Source organism: Photobacterium piscicola, from assembly GCF_046058925.1.
In the GTDB taxonomy this organism is placed as follows: Bacteria; Pseudomonadota; Gammaproteobacteria; order Enterobacterales; family Vibrionaceae; genus Photobacterium; species Photobacterium piscicola.
Genome location: NZ_CP175534.1, coordinates 1,183,214 through 1,200,369 on the forward strand (window position 1 = coordinate 1,183,214; position 17,156 = coordinate 1,200,369).

General features: G+C 39.4%; 15 protein-coding genes. 10 read left to right on the forward strand and 5 right to left on the reverse strand.

Annotation, left to right across the window (positions count from 1 at the left end; all coding sequences use genetic code 11):
• Window positions 1–3: 3 nt before the first annotated feature.
• Together ACJZU6_RS05930 and ACJZU6_RS05935 are read left to right on the forward strand one after the other, a co-directional pair.
• Entirely contained in the window at window positions 4–555 is a 552-nt protein-coding gene (locus ACJZU6_RS05930) for a sugar transferase (RefSeq protein ID WP_408900792.1), read from the forward strand.
• 300 nt (window positions 556–855) lie between these two features.
• Window positions 856–2,799 carry a polysaccharide biosynthesis protein gene (locus tag ACJZU6_RS05935; protein WP_408900793.1) on the forward strand — a complete coding sequence of 648 codons (1,944 nt, stop codon included), beginning with the start codon at window positions 856–858 and terminating at the stop codon, window positions 2,797–2,799.
• Between the two features lie 488 nt (window positions 2,800–3,287).
• On the opposite strand, the gene ACJZU6_RS05940 is transcribed toward ACJZU6_RS05935, so the two are convergent.
• A complete protein-coding gene (locus tag ACJZU6_RS05940) occupies window positions 3,288–4,313 on the reverse strand; it encodes an IS110 family transposase (protein WP_408900052.1) in 1,026 nt (341 codons plus the stop codon).
• A 463-nt stretch (window positions 4,314–4,776) separates the two neighbouring features.
• On the opposite strand from ACJZU6_RS05940, the gene deoD reads away from it, so the two are divergent.
• Complete coding sequence (deoD, locus tag ACJZU6_RS05945; protein WP_408900924.1) at window positions 4,777–5,487, forward strand: purine-nucleoside phosphorylase; 711 nt, start codon at window positions 4,777–4,779, stop codon at window positions 5,485–5,487.
• Window positions 5,488–5,562: 75 nt separating this feature from the next.
• Entirely contained in the window at window positions 5,563–6,729 is a 1,167-nt protein-coding gene (gene tsgA / locus ACJZU6_RS05950; RefSeq protein WP_408900794.1) for an MFS transporter TsgA, read from the forward strand.
• Between the two features lie 52 nt (window positions 6,730–6,781).
• Here the strand turns inward: tsgA and ACJZU6_RS05955 are convergent, their stop codons facing one another.
• Window positions 6,782–7,462, reverse strand: a complete 681-nt coding sequence (locus tag ACJZU6_RS05955; RefSeq protein ID WP_408900795.1) for a Crp/Fnr family transcriptional regulator — start codon at window positions 7,460–7,462, stop codon at window positions 6,782–6,784.
• A gap of 386 nt (window positions 7,463–7,848) precedes the next feature.
• Here ACJZU6_RS05955 and ACJZU6_RS05960 point away from each other — a divergent pair, with 386 nt between their 5' ends.
• From ACJZU6_RS05960 to rfbB, 3 genes are all read left to right on the forward strand, one after another.
• Entirely contained in the window at window positions 7,849–7,983 is a 135-nt protein-coding gene (locus tag ACJZU6_RS05960; protein ID WP_255418394.1) for a hypothetical protein, read from the forward strand.
• 520 nt (window positions 7,984–8,503) lie between these two features.
• Window positions 8,504–9,577, forward strand: coding sequence for a UDP-N-acetylglucosamine--undecaprenyl-phosphate N-acetylglucosaminephosphotransferase (gene wecA, locus ACJZU6_RS05965; RefSeq protein ID WP_408900796.1), 1,074 nt, complete (start codon window positions 8,504–8,506; stop codon window positions 9,575–9,577).
• 26 nt (window positions 9,578–9,603) lie between these two features.
• Window positions 9,604–10,647 (forward strand): dTDP-glucose 4,6-dehydratase, encoded by a 1,044-nt coding sequence (rfbB, locus tag ACJZU6_RS05970; RefSeq protein WP_408900797.1) that lies wholly within the window; start codon window positions 9,604–9,606, stop codon window positions 10,645–10,647.
• A gap of 171 nt (window positions 10,648–10,818) precedes the next feature.
• Here rfbB and ACJZU6_RS05975 read toward each other — a convergent pair whose 3' ends face one another.
• Together ACJZU6_RS05975 and ACJZU6_RS05980 are read right to left on the reverse strand one after the other, a co-directional pair.
• Entirely contained in the window at window positions 10,819–11,454 is a 636-nt protein-coding gene (locus ACJZU6_RS05975) for an N-acetylmuramoyl-L-alanine amidase (RefSeq protein WP_408900798.1), read from the reverse strand.
• Complete coding sequence (locus ACJZU6_RS05980) at window positions 11,451–12,326, reverse strand: alpha/beta hydrolase (protein ID WP_408900799.1); 876 nt, start codon at window positions 12,324–12,326, stop codon at window positions 11,451–11,453. Before ACJZU6_RS05980 ends, ACJZU6_RS05975 begins: the two co-directional genes overlap by 4 nt.
• A gap of 230 nt (window positions 12,327–12,556) precedes the next feature.
• Here ACJZU6_RS05980 and ACJZU6_RS05985 point away from each other — a divergent pair, with 230 nt between their 5' ends.
• The 3 genes from ACJZU6_RS05985 to ACJZU6_RS05995 all read left to right on the forward strand — a co-directional run bounded on the left by ACJZU6_RS05985 (window position 12,557) and on the right by ACJZU6_RS05995 (window position 14,572).
• Window positions 12,557–13,930: an MBL fold metallo-hydrolase RNA specificity domain-containing protein gene (locus ACJZU6_RS05985; protein WP_408900800.1), complete on the forward strand. Its 1,374-nt coding sequence runs from the start codon at window positions 12,557–12,559 to the stop codon at window positions 13,928–13,930.
• A gap of 137 nt (window positions 13,931–14,067) precedes the next feature.
• Window positions 14,068–14,289 carry a TA system antitoxin ParD family protein gene (locus ACJZU6_RS05990; protein WP_080158008.1) on the forward strand — a complete coding sequence of 74 codons (222 nt, stop codon included), beginning with the start codon at window positions 14,068–14,070 and terminating at the stop codon, window positions 14,287–14,289.
• On the forward strand, window positions 14,282–14,572 hold the full coding sequence (locus tag ACJZU6_RS05995) for a type II toxin-antitoxin system RelE/ParE family toxin (RefSeq protein WP_080158007.1): 291 nt from the start codon (window positions 14,282–14,284) through the stop codon (window positions 14,570–14,572). Before ACJZU6_RS05990 ends, ACJZU6_RS05995 begins: the two co-directional genes overlap by 8 nt.
• A 156-nt stretch (window positions 14,573–14,728) precedes the next feature.
• Here the strand turns inward: ACJZU6_RS05995 and mnmC are convergent, their stop codons facing one another.
• Window positions 14,729–16,873, reverse strand: a complete 2,145-nt coding sequence (mnmC, locus tag ACJZU6_RS06000; protein WP_408900801.1) for a bifunctional tRNA (5-methylaminomethyl-2-thiouridine)(34)-methyltransferase MnmD/FAD-dependent 5-carboxymethylaminomethyl-2-thiouridine(34) oxidoreductase MnmC — start codon at window positions 16,871–16,873, stop codon at window positions 14,729–14,731.
• Between the last annotated feature and the right edge of the window lie 283 nt (window positions 16,874–17,156).

Sequence of the window (17,156 nt, forward strand, 5' to 3'; positions counted from 1 at the left end):
TTTATGTTTCGTTTAATTGATTTTCTAGCCGCTTTTTTCGGCTTGCTATTTTTATGGCCGATATTATTAATTGTGGTTGTTATTGGTTTATTTGATACAGGTTCACCAGTGTTTATTCAAACCCGTGTGGGTAAAAATAAACAACCATTTAAATTAATAAAATTTCGCACAATGTCGGTTGATACTCAATCTGTAGCTAGTCATTTAGCGAGTAATGCATCGATCACTAAACTTGGTGCTTTTCTTCGCAAAACAAAAATTGATGAACTGCCACAGTTAATTAATGTTTTAAAAGGTGAGATGAGTTTAGTCGGTCCTCGTCCTAATTTATTTAATCAAGAAGAATTGATAGCTGAGCGCGATAAGTTAGGTGTTTATGATGTTTTACCTGGTGTTACAGGGTTAGCTCAGGTTCAGAATATTGATATGTCGACACCACAATTATTAGCTGAAACAGATAAAAAGATGATTGATAGCTTAACAATCAAAGATTATTTTAAATATATTTTAATGACTGCTACAGGAAGTGGCAGTGGTGATGCAGTTAAACCTTAATTTATCCTTTTTAGTGCTGATTAAACACATCTTTAATATTATGTCTTTTGGGGATCATACCTAGCTCTCATTATGTGTTGATGATATGCAGTTGGTGTATTATCATGGGGTTATATCGGTATAGAATACCAGTATGATTTATTTTGTAATATTGAAATATTATTAAAGCTATTTATTTGAAAATAATTTATTTAAATTTAAACGATAGTGCAATGTTATCGTTTAAATTCGTTACACCATAAATACTACACTAATTCGTATTTCCTCTTTAGTTAACTTTTTTAATATATAGGCTCCTCTATGAAAGTGGAACAGTTTATTTTTTCACTGTCTCGCAGTAACAAGCGCTTTGTTAGCTTAGCTTGTGACGTGTTATTTATTTTCGTGGCTTTTTGGGGCGCATTTGGTGTCCGTTATGGTCACTATGATTATTTCCTTAATGTTGCATTATGGGAATGCTTAGTTATTCTCACTGTTGCAACGTTATTTATTTTTGTCCAATTAGGTTTATACCGCGCGATATTACGTTATTTAACTTTCCATGCATTAGTGGTTGTCAGTGCAGGGGCTATATTTTCTGCGATTGCTTTTTCAGGGTTAGGCTTTTATTTAGATATCGGTATTCCGCGTACTGTACCGATTATTTACGGCGCATTCTTAGCGTTATTAGCGGGTGGTGCGCGTTTAATTATGCGCACTTATATCGCCAATTTTAATCATCCTCAAAACCAACGTAAAGCTGTGGTTATTTATGGTGCGGGTACTACTGGACGTCAATTATGCTTGGCATTGCGTCAGAGTAATGATTATAAAGCGGTAGCGTTTGTTGATAACGATGATAGCTTGCGTAATACCACCATGATGGGACTACGTGTTTATCCTGCTAATAAAATAGCAGTAGTGCTGGATAAATATCATGCTGATCAAGTGTTATTAGCCTTGCCTAATGCTAGTCGTTCTGAGCGTAAAGCGGTTTTAAATCACTTACAGCATTTGTCAATTGAAGTACGTACCGTGCCAGATATCGAAGATATTGTTAGTGGTAAATCAAAAATTGATGAATTGCGTGAAGTGCCGATTGAAGATCTATTAGGTCGTGATCCAGTTGAACCTGTGGCTGAATTATTTACCGCCAATATTACCGATAAAGTGGTGATGGTAACAGGTGCGGGCGGTTCGATTGGTTCTGAGCTTTGTCGTCAGATTTTAAATCAAAAACCTGCTAAGTTAATATTGTTTGAAGTGTCTGAATATAGTCTTTATGCAATAGAAAAAGAGTTGGTTGAAAAGGTTAAAAAAGAAGGTTTAACGGTTGAGATATATCCTTTGTTGGGTAGTGTGCAACGTGAAAATCGTCTGCAAGCAGTAATGGAAGCATTTCAAGTTCAAACCTTATACCATGCTGCAGCTTATAAACATGTGCCAATGGTTGAGTTTAACGTGGTCGAAGGGGTACGTAATAACGTCTTCGGTACATTATATACTGCGCAAGCGGCGATGAATGCAGGGGTTGAAACCTTTGTATTAATTTCGACGGATAAAGCAGTACGCCCAACCAATGTAATGGGTACCACTAAACGTATGGCTGAGCTTTCTTTGCAAGCCTTGGCAGAAACATCAACCAAAACCCGTTTTTGTATGGTGCGCTTTGGTAATGTTCTTGGTTCATCAGGTTCGGTTATTCCACTGTTTAAGCGTCAAATTGCTGAAGGTGGCCCTGTTACGGTAACTGATCCTAATATCATTCGTTTCTTTATGACCATTCCAGAAGCAGCACAGTTGGTGATTCAAGCGGGCGCGATGGGTAAAGGTGGTGATGTATTCGTATTGGATATGGGCGAGCCCGTTAAGATTGCAGAATTAGCCGCGAAGTTAATTAAGCTATCAGGCTTGGAAGTTAAAGATGAACTAAACCCTAACGGTGATATTGAAATTCAGTATTCCGGTTTACGCCCTGGTGAGAAGCTGTATGAAGAGTTATTGATTGGCGATAACGTCGGTCAAACTCGACATGAACGTATTATGACCGCGGATGAGATTTACTTACCGTGGTCACAGTTAGAGCCATTATTACAACGCCTTGATGCTGCATGTCATGATTTTGAACATGAAACAGTACGTAATATTTTGCTTGAAGCACCAACGGGCTTTGTTCCTACTGATGGCATTTGTGACATCGTGTGGAATATTAAACCGCGTCCACAATTGGCTGAAGTGTTGCCGCATCAACCTATTAGTGCATAGTGTTGTATTAAGGGGCGAGGAAGAGCAGGGGCTAGGTTGCTAGTTTCGAGAAAAAGCGATAGATGAGAATCTATCGCTTTTTTTTTGTGAAATTTTGAGTGGCGAGCAATTGAAGCATAATTACGCCACAACGCGAGGACGGTAGATTCCCTATCTCGCTCGTAACCTCGCTGTAGGGAATGACGGGGGATTATTAGCCGTCATCCCGGAAGGTGAGGCACGTATATGGACTCCCCGTGTAATGCAAGAGTTTGAGAAAGCGTGTTGGCAAGTGCACGTATATTCGGTTTCTTTATGGGGAGCTACCCCGAACCTGTATGGCTTCATTCACGTTGCAAGGATTCTATACGAGTTAAAGGTGTATCAACACCGTCGTGCCTCTCAGATTTTTCCTTGCCTGCTTTGATTACACGTTATCCACGGTTTCTTGCAACTACATTGGTGAGATATTGTACTTCATGTTACATCGCAACCTTATCTAAGCACTACTAAGCAGGCAGCTTTTCTTGGTAAGGTTGGTTTGATTTCAGCATGGCACAAGCCATCCTGACGGTCTTATTGGCTAATGCTATAACAACTTTATTAAAATGATTTCTTTCAAGTAAGGCTCGAAGCCAGCAACTAAGTTGATCTGATTTATCTTTGATATTACTAACGACAGATCTTGCCCCATGCACAACCACTGCACGTAATGTTCGATCTCCCTTTTTACTTATACCTAATAGCTTATTATGACCACCACTACCTGAATGAGCGGGGACTAAACCTATACTGGCACTTGCATCGCGTCCGCATTTATATGCTGAAGCATCGCCCATTCGAGCATAAAGTGCGCTGGCAACTATCCAGCCAACACCTCTTAATGTCATTAATAACTGACAAGCTGGTATCTGTTTAGCATAAGCAATTAAATAATCAGTAACCTCCTGAATAGGCTTATCAAGTTCAATAAGCTGATTAAGAAGCTGATGTAAAACAAAACGGGCAGAAGACGTTAATCCATTATTAGGATCTTCCAATTCAAGAGGAAGTAAAGCACGTAATTTAGTGGTGCTTTGCGGGAATTTTATTCCATATTCCAAGGCAAAGCCTCTAATCCGATTTGATATCGCTGTTCTTTGTTTTATATAACTTTCTCTGAGATGCAACACACTTGCTATATCTTGTTGCTCAGTTGTTTTGACTGAAACAAAGTGTATGTCTGGACGTTGGGCTGCTTCATAAATAGCAAGAGCATCATTTGCATCATTTTTATTACCCGCTCGATACATCCTGACAATTTGAGGTGGGAGAAGATGAACATGATGCTTATTATTTTGAAAATATCTCCCCCAATAATGAGCAGAGCCACACGCCTCCATATAAATCATAGATGCGGGATATTGGGCTATAAATGTGACCATTTTAGCTTGAGACATTTTTTGATTAGACTTTAATTTTCCATGTTGATTAAACAATGCAACTTGAAAAACGTTTTTAGCGAGATCAATACAAATAGTGCTAGGCTTATTCATGGTATGGGCTCCTTTTTGGTTGACGCTATAACTGTAGCTGACAATGTCAGTAAGGTGGGGAGTCCATACCATTGAAGCTATCCAGGATCTATTCACCGCGTGCTTGAGCCTTAAAGATATCAGTGAATTCAATAACTCCACAATGCGAGGACGGTAGATTCCCTATCTCGTTCGTAACCTCTCTGTAGGGAATGACGGGGTTGGTATTGGTAGCGTTTATCGCTTTGCGTGTTGGTTCGGTGAGTTGTTATGATTTAAGCTCGTGATTGGCGCTTATCCTATTGTTTTATTTTGGTTTTTGTCACTATTTCGAAGTCGAGGGATTATTGTAAATATGCTCAAAAGTTCAATTTAAATAAGAATAATAAAATTGAGATATCAAACCGAAAAAGCGGACTTTAGTCCTGAAATATTGAGAGGGTGTTTGTTTACTATGAGCGCAGACAAACACTTGAAGGTTTATATCATGACTGCACATATTAATGCTCAACCGGGTGACTTTTCTGAAACTGTGATCATGCCAGGCGATCCATTGCGGGCGAAGTTTATTGCTGAAACTTATTTAACGGATGCAGTGTTAGTCACTGATGTTCGTAATATGTTGGGCTATACCGGTTATTACAAAGGTCAGCGAGTATCGGTGATGGGACACGGTATGGGTATTCCCTCAATGGTGCTTTATGGTCACGAACTGATTCATGATTTTGGGGTGAAGCGCATTATTCGTATTGGCAGCATTGGTGCCACTCAAAAAGATGTTCATATGCGCGATATTATTTTAGCGCAAGCGGCGGGTACGGATTCTCCAACCAATGCTAAACGTAGCAGTGGTTATCAAATGGCAACCTCAGCCAGCTTTGGTTTATTACACAATGCCTATATGACAGCGCAACAGAAAAACATTGATGTAAAAGTCGGCAATATTTTTACTGGCGATATGTATTACGATCCTGATCAAGATTTGATTCCAGCGTTAGAACGATTTGGGGTATTAGGGATTGATATGGAAGTGGCGGGGTTATATGGCCTTGGGCATCAGTTTAATATTGAAACCCTCGCTATTTTAACGGTGTCTGATCACTGTTTAACCGGTGAAGAAACCACCGCTGAAGAACGTCAATTGTCTTTTAATAATATGATTGAATTGGCATTAGAAACCGCATTACAGCCTTAATCATTCCGCAATGGGCTCTTTTTTGAATAACATTAAAGAGCCGTTGCTTCGCCGCTGACTCATGGAGTGGAATCAATGAAGAATAAAATCACCCTTACCGCCCTTAGTTTCCTTGCCAATTTTATTATGGCAGGTTTTGCCACTCAATTTGGTATGTTAATTGAACCTATCGCCACTAAGTTTGCTGCCAATGTGAACGAAGTTGCGTCGATATTTTCATTACTCAATGGTGGCGCACTAGCAGGTACGATTGCTGCGTTTTTCCTGATTGAAAAAATCGGTATTAAACGTATGACAATGGGCTGTTATTCATTGATTGCCATTGCGGCGGTTATTTTGCATCTGACCACCAGTTTGACTGTGGTGATGATGGCGATGACTGCGATTGGTTTTTGTGGCGGTGTCGGTTTATGTATCGCGGGTACCATTGTGGTATCGGTGTGGAAAGATAAAATTCAAAGCACAATGTTAGTGGTGCAAGATGCTACGTTTAACATTGCTGGGGTTATCTTCCCTTTGATCACCACTTATGCCTTAACGCAAGGTCTATCATGGAGCTACAGTTACTTAGCTGTTGGTATGGTCGCAATTGCAACTGCGATTATTGCAGTATTCACTAACTTTAAAGCTTGTGAAACTTCAGGGATCAATGGCGAGAAAGAACAGTCTGAATGGAATTTCGGTATTGTTAGTGGCGGTATTGGTTTATTCCTTGGCATGCTTGCGCTTTATACCTTCTTAACTTGGGCGCCTATCTTTGTTAAAGATAAATTTGCGATTCCATTTGAAGACGCAGGTAGCATTATCACTCAATACTGGTCTGCTGCGTTAGTGGGCGCATTGGTGTCGACGGTGATTGTATCGCGCATGAAAATTCAACATTTTTTATTGGTGGTGATTTCATTAGCGATGGTGATCACGGCAGTTATCGTGACCACAGATAAGATGTCATGGTTATCTTACTTAACCTATGGCTACGGTTTTGTGTGTGCCGCGCTTTATAACGCTTTTATTGCTTACGGCGTGTCGTTTGTACGCAATGCCAGCAGTAAGAATGTGTCATACATTTTAGTCAGTGGTAGTGCTGGTGCCATGTTTAGTCCTGCAATCAGTTCTGTATTTGAGCGAGTGGTCGGTCTTCAAACGGTAATGTATGCCATTCCGGTTATTTACGCGATTATTTTGGTGATGCTACTGCTATGCCAGCGTTACCAAGTACGCCAAGCGGTGCTATGCCGTTAATCTAATACAACCAAAAATATGATTATCAAATGAAGAGTAAGGACTGATGTGCTTACTCTTCTGCATCTAAATAGGCTTTGAGCTTATCCATATTCACAACCACTAATTTTTTCTTTTCTTTATTGATTAAGCCTAATGTGATCAATTGTTGTACTGAACGACGATAGACCCTATCTGAAGTACCAAACCGTTCTGCTTCTAAATATCCTTTGGTAAAGCCATCAACTGGAAGATCATGCAAATGCTGGTGATAAAGATCATAGGCAATATTATAAGCAATAGGGTAGAGCAAACGTCGTGTTAGAATTTCAACGGTATCTTGATAATCAATAGCGATAGCACTGGCAAAGAATAATGCTAGCTGTGGATTTTGATTCAGTGCCTGTTGCAGCTTATCGCGGTTAATGATCCACACTTCGAGTGCTTCAGATGCAATGATATCCATCTGACATCGGTAATTAGAAAAAAACTCCATTTCTCCAAAAATCTGATGATCGCAATAAATTGTTCCCAGCTGAAAGGTACGTCCACTACGGGTGCTATATTTCAATGCTATACGGCCTTGTTTAACTAAGATCAGTGCTCCGAGTGGCTGTCCTTGTTGCATGACTAACTGCCCTTCATCGATAAACCTCTTCTCGCTAATACAATCTAAGACTATTTTTTCTATCTTGGTATATTCATCAACCCAAGATTGCTGATAACGACCTTTTTGTAATGGTTTAAGTTGCATATCAAATACCTATTATCTATTCCTATGAATGATACTGCATTGATTTGGTTTGGGATAGAGCAAGGGGAGAGGAAGAGCTGAGGTTTCGATATGGAAAATGTTTTTAGATACTATTCTGTTCTTCTTCGTCCCTAAAAACCTCGACTCTCGACACCTTTCTCCTCGTTCCCTTTTTGACTCATTAAATAAGCACTAAAATGCTTACTATAAAAATAAATTATAACTACTGTTGTGTATTATCGTCATATTTTTGACGATTATGCTTTTTGTCACAAATATACCTTAAATGTATTCCTTTGTGTGGATCATGATTAATGCTGTGCATATACTGTGCAAATAGAACAGGACGTTGTTCAGAATATTTATATATTTAAGAGTGAAGTGATATGCAACTGTTAAAGCAATTTATGGCGTGGTTAAGCAAACTTGATGAGTACGATAAGCAAGCAAAGCAAATGCGTCGTGAAGATCGTCTTGGCGAATATGACTACAGTTCAGAACTTATAAAAACGAAAAAGTAGTCATTATTTTAATTTGTTGTTATATCAATTTATAAAACAACAATAACAGTTACAGCCTAATATATAATATTTAAGAAACCACAATTCATATTCTTATTGAATGATTGTGGTTTTTTTTGTGTTTGTTATTTAATACTTATTAAAATATCCATATGTTATTTGCATGTGTGTATCTGTCTTTATTTGTTGGATTAATTTCTTCTGTTTTTAAGTGCGTTTTATTGCTTTTGTTTTATTGGCGCTGAATAGCTGTTTAATTATAAAAATATTAATTTAACTAATTGTTTATAATATATTTTTCTTGGTTGTTTCTTTTTCTTTATTATTTATTATGTTTAATTTATCTTAAAGATTCTTGCTTTGACAGTTTTGCGTTTTTATTCCTTTAGCTATTAATTTCTCTGTAATATGGTGCCTGTAGTTTCTGTTATTAAGTTAATTTCAAAGTTATCATTTAAATGAATATCTTTGTTTAAATTGATAATAAATTTTACTTTAAATCACAGGTAAATATTTAATTATGGAATATTCATATATATTTGTTTTTGTGTTGTCGTTTGTTACTTTATTTATTATGCGTAAGGTCGCAAAGAGAATTGGTTTAGTTGATAAGCCGAATGCACGTAAGCATCATCAAGGTGTTATACCTTTAGTTGGTGGTATCTCCGTTTTTATTGCGTTTTCTATTGCCGCGTTATTGATTTTACCTGTTAATTTAACTCTTTTGTTATATCTCGGTTGTAGTTTGATTTTATTGGTTGTTGGTGTCGTTGATGATTATTTCGATATTAGCTTTAAAATACGATTAGTTGTACAAGCGGGTATCGCGTTAGCAATGATTATTTTCGGTGGACTTTCATTAGATAACCTCGGCTATTTAATGGGCAGTGAAACTCTACAATTGTCTCCTGTTATTGGTGGCATTATAACCGTGGTCGCATTTATTGGAGCGATTAATGCTTTCAATATGGTCGATGGTATTGATGGCTTGTTGGGGGGATTAGCCTCTGTCACATTCTCCGCCATGGGGTATGTGTTTTATATTAATGGTAATAATGAATTAGCTCTTTTCTGTGGCTTGTTAGTCACGGCAATGATGCCATATATAATGCTGAACCTTGGGTTACCTTTTGGACGACGCTTTAAAGTCTTTATGGGGGATGCAGGCAGTGTGTTTATCGGATTTACCGTGGTATGGTTATTGGTTCGTGGTACGCAAGAAGCAAATATCGTCGCGTTTAAACCGGTTACTGCATTGTGGTTAATTGCGATTCCATTGATGGACATGGCAACAATAATGATCCGTCGAGTACGTAAAGGCCAATCACCGTTTAAACCTGATCGTGAACATTTACACCATATCTGTCAGCGCATGGGATTATCGTCACGATTAACACTGTTTGTTATTTGTCTGCTTGCGATTAATTGTGCCGCGATTGGTATTTGGGCTGAAACGGCCAGAATTAATGAATCAACCATGTTTATTGCTTTCTTGGTGATGTTTGTTTGTTACTTTACGGTGATTAATTATATTTGGCGTATTACCGCTGTTGTTAAGCGCTTATTTGGTCTTCCGACAATACACGAAGCGTAAGTTATATCATTATAAAGGATCATATCGTGAATATTTTGGTGACGGGTGGGGCTGGTTTTATTGGTTCTGCTGTTATTCGACATATTATTGATAATACAGAAAATAATATTATTAATGTGGATAAACTAACGTATGCAGGTAATTTATCTACATTAGAATCTATTGTATCAAATCTACGCTATACGTTTGAACAGGTTGATATTTGTGATCGTGGTGAATTAGAACGTATTTTCTCTTTTTATCAACCTGATGTAATCATGCATTTAGCTGCAGAAAGCCATGTGGATCGTTCTATTGATGAACCCGCTGCATTTATAACAACCAATATTATTGGTACCTATACTTTACTTGAGGTAGCACGTAGTTATTGGCAGTCATTATCAGCATCACGCCAACAAGCCTTTAAGTTTCATCATATTTCAACAGATGAAGTGTTTGGTGATTTAGCTGATTCGACATTATTATTTAATGAAAACACGGCTTATAATCCCTCAAGCCCATATTCTGCATCTAAAGCATCGAGTGATCACTTAGTTCGTGCATGGTGCCGTACTTATGGATTACCCGTAATTATTACGAATTGCTCTAATAATTACGGACCATATCATCACCCTGAAAAATTGATACCTCGCATAATATTAAATGCACTTGCAGGTCAGCCATTGCCCATTTTTGGTGATGGTTTGCAAGTGCGTGATTGGTTATATGTTGATGATCATGCACAGGCTTTATATTGTGTGTTAACTGAAGGTTGTGTTGGTGAGACGTATAATATCGGTGGTTATAATGAAAAAACAAATATCGATGTTATTAAAACAATATGTCTGTTACTTGAAGAATTAGCCCCTAATAAACCCCAAGCCGTGAATGATTATCAAGACTTAATTTGTTATGTTGCAGATAGACCTGGGCACGATATTCGTTATGCGATTGATGCATCTAAAATTACACGCGAATTGGGCTGGTATCCACAAGAGACATTTGAATCAGGGCTGCGTAAAACCGTTGAATGGTATTTAAATAATCCCACGTGGTGGCAACCAGTGCTGGAAGAGTGTGACAATAATTAATATTAATAGCACCGTGAAGTAGAGCCACTTAAGTATCAAGAAAAAAGCGTCACAACAGATGATGCTTTTATCTTGATACCGCTCTTCCTCGCCCCTTATTTCCTTGCCTTTCCTCGCCATTCGCTACCGCTCCTCCTCGCCCCTTATTTCCTTGCCTTTCCTCGCCACTCGCTACTGCTCTTCCTCGCCCCTTATTTCCCTGCCTTCCCCCCACGCTAAAATCCCCTGCACATGATAATCAATAATTTTCTGCCGGCCTTTCGGTGACATTAAAATCAAACAACATTCGATTTCATTATCCATAAAGAAATTTTCAGTTAATACCGCTGCCATGTGTGTTTTTCTGAGCATATAAAAGCCGCGCTCTTTATCGCTGTCGCCATCGCTATAATCACTTCGAAGTGGTTTATTGGGAAACACTTGCGTAAAAGCGTGGGTGATATGATCGGCAACAATGTCGCTGCTGGTTTGACCGCGACTGGTGTAAATCTCAAATCCTTTGCCTCCGCCAGCATTGGCATGGACTGAAATTAATAAACATTGATGATGAGGGTATTGGGTTGCTAAATGGTTGGCACGATTAACGCGAGTGCGAAGGCTGATATCTTCTCGCTCTGGTACAATAATTTTATTTTCAATGCCGTGTAAAGTCAGTGCTTGGCTGATCCCTTGAGTGATAGCACGATTAAATTCCCCTTCAAATAATTGTTTACCGTTGGACCATAATGGTGAGCGTTTGCCTACGGTTTGATAAATACCATTAATAATGCCGCCATGACCGGGATCTAACAGAATAAAGGGCTTCATAATGTCACCTTTGGAATACCGTATTTCGCGATAACATCACTCCATAAATAACCATAAGATTTGTGTGAATTACCCGGATAGTGATTGGTAATGTAACAATCTTGAGGCTGTATTTGATGACGATTGGCAAGATAATCATCGCTTAAATCATGATCGATACACACGATGTCGGTTTTATCACTGACGTTGATCCATTGCTCAGTAACACAATCAGGCGTGGCTAACTTTTTGACACTGGGCTGGTGAGTGATTTTGGGTAAAAAGCCTTTAACGCTGGTGAGTCCAAGTGGAGAGCCAAAGGTAAACCAAGTGCTGATTTGTGGCGGGGTAGTTTGGCGACTAAGCTGGTGGAGAACGTTATAAGCGATTACGGTGCCCATTGAATGGCTAAGTAAAATGATTGGTCGATGTTGGTATTGATTAAGCAGCTTTATTAATGGTTGTTCGACAGCTCGCTGATAGCTTGGATCATGAAAATAGTAATGGATATCTGGCAGTAATGATTTTAAAAATGGCTTAGAGATAAAAGAGAAGAGATTGAATTTATCTTCCATCCACTCTGCCATTTTAGTTGCCCAATATGGCGGTGTAGGAAGGGGAATTGGCTGCTCTTTGTCATGACGGTTATAAGTAGGTAACGGTTTTATGGTGTGAATCTGCGCAATCGCGGTGGTAGTGGTTGCTGATAACACTAAAGGTTGTTGGTAAAAGTGATCAGCATAATAGGCCATTTTAAAATCAATTTGAGGGTGTAATTGGGATTGGTTATAGCGTTGTAAGCCATGTTTAAGTGCTTGTTGCCAATGCGCACTTAGCGTTGTTGTCGGCAGTTTATTTCCTCTGCCATGAATAGCAATAATGATCGGATACATAATCGACAAGCTCTCTTAATTGATGATTAGAGCGCTATTACAGTTGATATGTGTTTAGTTGTATATTTTGGGGCGTTTTTTTGTGATCCAATATGTACTCCTTAATGTTTGTTACATTATATTAACATTGTAACGGCGAATGCTTCCTAGTTCTATCTGTTAACATTTCTAACAATATCAGTACGCTGGCATTATAGGACTTTTATTTATTATAAGCAGAGGGGATAGCAGTGAATATTGTTCATCATGGCGCGAAAACGGGAGTAACAGGATCATGTCATGAGCTTATTATGGGGGATAATAGTTTATTAATTGATTGTGGTTTATTCCAAGGAAAAGAAGCCCGTGATACGTTAGATATTGAATTTGATATTAATAATATAGCTGCATTATTACTGACTCATAGCCATATTGATCATATAGGCCGCTTGCCGTGGTTACTTGCGGCTGGGTTTTCTGGGCCTATTTACGCGACCGAGGCAACAGCAGCTTTAGTCCCCTTGATGTTAGAAGATGGACTTAAAATTCAGTTAGGGCTCAATAATAAGCAATGTGAAAAAGCATTGGCATTAATACACCAACGCATTCGTCCGGTACCTTATGATTGCTGGGCACAAGTTGTATTACCCACGGGTGAGTTAGTTAAGATTCGTTTTCGTCCGGCAGGGCATATTTTAGGTTCGGCCTATATTGAAATTAAATTGCCGACCAATGAAATAGTGGTTTTTAGTGGCGATCTTGGACCTAAAAATACGCCATTACTCACTGATCCTGTTCCACCGACATCTGCGCATACATTAGTAATTGAAAGTACGTATGGCGATAAACCTCACCACCCACTTGAATATCGACAACGGGTATTAAAACAGATCATTGAGCGTTCATTGCAAGATGGTGGCGCAATTGTTATTCCTGCTTTTAGTGTCGGTCGCACCCAAGAATTGTTATTTGATCTCGAAAATATTATTGCAGAGGTGGATGTTGATCCTAATGAAGATCAAACCATTAAAAGGGTGTGGAAAACATTACCCGTAATATTGGATTCACCATTGGCACAAAAGGTAACGGAACAATATCGTCATTTTCATGAGCTATGGGCTAAAGAAGCCAAGCAACGACGTTATATGGGGCGACATCCATTAGCATTTGAACAATGTATTACCATTGATAGTCATGCAGATCATATTGAATTGGTTAATCGTCTTCAGCATTCAGGTGAGCCTGCGATCATTGTTGCCGCCAGCGGTATGTGCTCAGGTGGGCGAGTGGTAAATTATTTAAAAGCCTTGTTAGCAGATAAACGTGCCGATGTTATTTTTGCAGGTTATCAAGCACAAGGCACCACCGGACGCGCATTAGTCGATGGCGAAAAAGTGATTAAAATTGACGATAAGGTGATTGATGTTGCGGCGCAGATTCACCAATTGTCAGGCTATTCTGCCCATGCTGCACAAGAGGATCTGGTCAGTTTTGTGGCTGATATAGAGCAAGGCCCACAAGTGATTAAAGTGGTGCATGGCGATCTTGAAGCACAGACGGCATTAGCGGCAGAGTTGAGGAAGGTTAAGCCTGAGGCAACGGTGATCATTGCCGCGAGTGAGTAAGAGATAGGAAGGGCAGGGACGAGGAAAAGCAGGGATGAGGTTGCTCCTTCTCGTCTCTGCCTTTGAGTAGCGAGTTGCATCAACTGTAGCAACTTGCTACAGTTAATGTTGAGAATTTATTTAATAGGAATAGAACAATGGCGACAGCAAGCGTTCGAATTGACCAAGCACTTTTTGATAAAGCAACAATTATCGCGAAAGCACTTAATCGTACAACACCTAAGCAAATTGAGCATTGGGCAAAAATTGGTGAAATGATGGAAGATAATCCAGACTTGCCGTACGAGTTTGTAAAGCAAGCTATTATTGCAAAAGCAGAAAAAGAAGCAGGTAAATTAGAGAGTTATAGTTTTGATTAACATTACTCAAATTCTTCAAACTCCTACATTTAAAAAAGCGGTGAAGAAACTACATAAAAATCAAAAAATGGATCTTGATAATGCTATTCGTCAGCTTTTGACAGATCCTTACCTCGGAGAACAGAAAAAAGGTGATCTGTCATTTTTACGTGTTTACAAGTTTAAAATGGTAAAACAATTAACATTACTTGGATATAGCTATGAAGATGGAACGGTTACTTTAGAATTAATAGCGTTAGGAGCACATGAAAACTTTTATCGTGATGTAAAGGTAATCTATTAAGTTTGTAATTCTGATGGTGGATAATAGACTGAGTGGATACCAAATCTACCCTATAAGTCTTTGTAGCGAGATAACGAGTCTCGGTACTAAATCTATCGACACTCGCTATCTTTAATTTTGCTCTTCCTCGCCCCTAAAAATCTCGCCCCTCTAATCCTATGATCTCACCTCTTTCCCGCGCACTAATTTTCTCACCCACATGCGTCCAGGGTGGAGCGCATCTAGCACTGTGTGTGGTAATGGTAGTGGATCGCCACAAATTTGTGATGCTAATAATTCACCTAGTAAAGGTGCTGAACTTAACCCGCGCGAGCCTAAACCAACAATCGCAAATAAGTTTTGATAAACAGGGACATTTTGAGCGTAAAGCTGGTTATCTTTTAGATCCTGATATTGCTTAATCAAATCATCATAGCGACACACATTGCCAACAAACGGTAAATGATCGCGACTGGCACAACGGACGCCAATGCGCGCGCGTGAGGGTTGATCGAATGCGTCAACATCAATCTCACTCGCCCATGAGGTTGTTGCAGGAACACTGTCTAATAAACGTTGCTTGTTTTGTTGTTGGTCTACTTCATTGTAATCAAGATCGCAATTACGACGTGCATAACTAGCGCCTATGCAATGACTGTCTGTATTGGTGTTAGCTGGCGTTAAATAGCCGTCGTAACACAATACTGTTTCCAGTTTGGTTAATTGTGCATTTGTTGGTACATGGCTAACTTGGCCGCGTACTGATGAGGTTGGAATCGGTGCTGTTTGAGGATATTGATTAAAACGATGACCATTAGCCACAACAACGGTGGTGTGATCAGCTGTTGTACCATCAGCAAAGGTTAGTTGCCATTGTGAGTGATTAGATTCGGTTTTAATTTGCTCTAGTGCCGTAACATCACGGTTAAGGTGTAATGTCAGTTTGCCTGTTTTAACGGCAGATTCTATTAATGCTTGGGTTAACTGTTGTGGGCATAACCAGCCACCGAGCGGATAATTAACACTGCGACAATCAGTTTCAACACCTGTGATTGCAAGGGTTTGTTCAACAGTTAAACTTTGCACTAATGATGATGGAAAACCACCCGCTAACATACAATCTAATTTTTGGGTCTGGCGACCGAGTTTTTTATCATTAGTTGTGATTGCGTGTTGTTTTTCTGTTTCAGTGAGATTTTTACCGTTCTCATCCCACGCTAATTGGGTGACGCCACACCAATCATGATCAAATTGGCAGTATTGAGCCGCTTGTTCAACAAATTGACGTGCATAAATAAAGCCAGGCGCAAAAAAACGAGAGAGAGCGTCATGTTTACCGTTAAGAAGCGGGTAGACTGCGCCTTGACGATTGCCTGATGCGCCTTGGGCTAATTCGCTATCAGCACAATATAAGCTGACTGTTTGACCGCGGCGGATCAGTGAAATAGCGGTTGTAGCTGATGCGATACCACCACCAATAATGGCGATGTCAGTTGGCTCTGATTGCGCGGTTTGTTGTGAACTACGAGCAAACCACGGTTTAAAATTCGCTTGCTGGTGGTTTTTAATTATTGTACCCACGGTCATGTGACGCTTAACACCAAAACCTTTCGCTTTTTGAATATCAAAGCCCGCTTCACTGAGGCCTCGACGGACAAAACCTGCCGCAGTAAAGGTTGCAACGGTACACCCTGGGCGCGCCATGTTAGCCATATTATTGAACAGATTTTGACTCCACATTTCAGGGTTTTTCTTTGGTGCAAAACCATCTAAGAACCAAGCATCAACAAGGCCGTCATTACCAACCCAAACTTGAGGCATACAGTCTTTAATGTCGCCAAACCATAAATCAAGGGTGATCATGCCATTTTCAAGCACAATACGGTGACAATCTGCAACTGCGGGGGGATAATGTTGATCAAGCTTTTGAGTGAACTCGGCTAGTTCTGGCCATACTTGGTGTGCTTTGAGGAGATCTTGTTTAGTAATTGGGGCTTTTTCAAAGCTAATAAAGTGTAATTCTTTGACGGTTGCGTCTGGGTGTTGCTCACGAAAGGCTTTAAATGTTTGCCACAATGCAAAAAAATTAAGTCCAGTACCAAACCCTGTTTCTGCAACGACAAATCGACGTCGATCAAAATCATGCCAGCGCTCAGGTAAACCATTTTGTTTGATGAACACATAACGTGTTTCTTCTAGTCCATCGTCATTTGAGAAATAGATATCATCAAAGTCGGTGGATAATGGGCTACCAACGTCATTCCAATCAAGGATGGCATTTTCAATCCGGAGTGTAGACTGTGCAGGGGTAGGACGAGACAAAACGAACCTCTTGTTTAGCTGCTGAGCATTTTGCCACCATTTTATGCATAAAAATGCATCAATTAGGGGTTCTAAATGCGATTGTAGGGCAATTTTGATTAGATTGTACCTGAAATACAGGAAAGCTGACCACTTTTCAGGAGCAAAGCCGTTATAGTTCTCGTACTAAACAATCGTTAACTTTTTTGTTTATTTTTAAAGAAGAAGGTTAAATTAGACAATATCGGCCCAAACATCTTTAATATCGCGTGTTTTCGTTCGCTATAGCAAACGAAATAGGGAA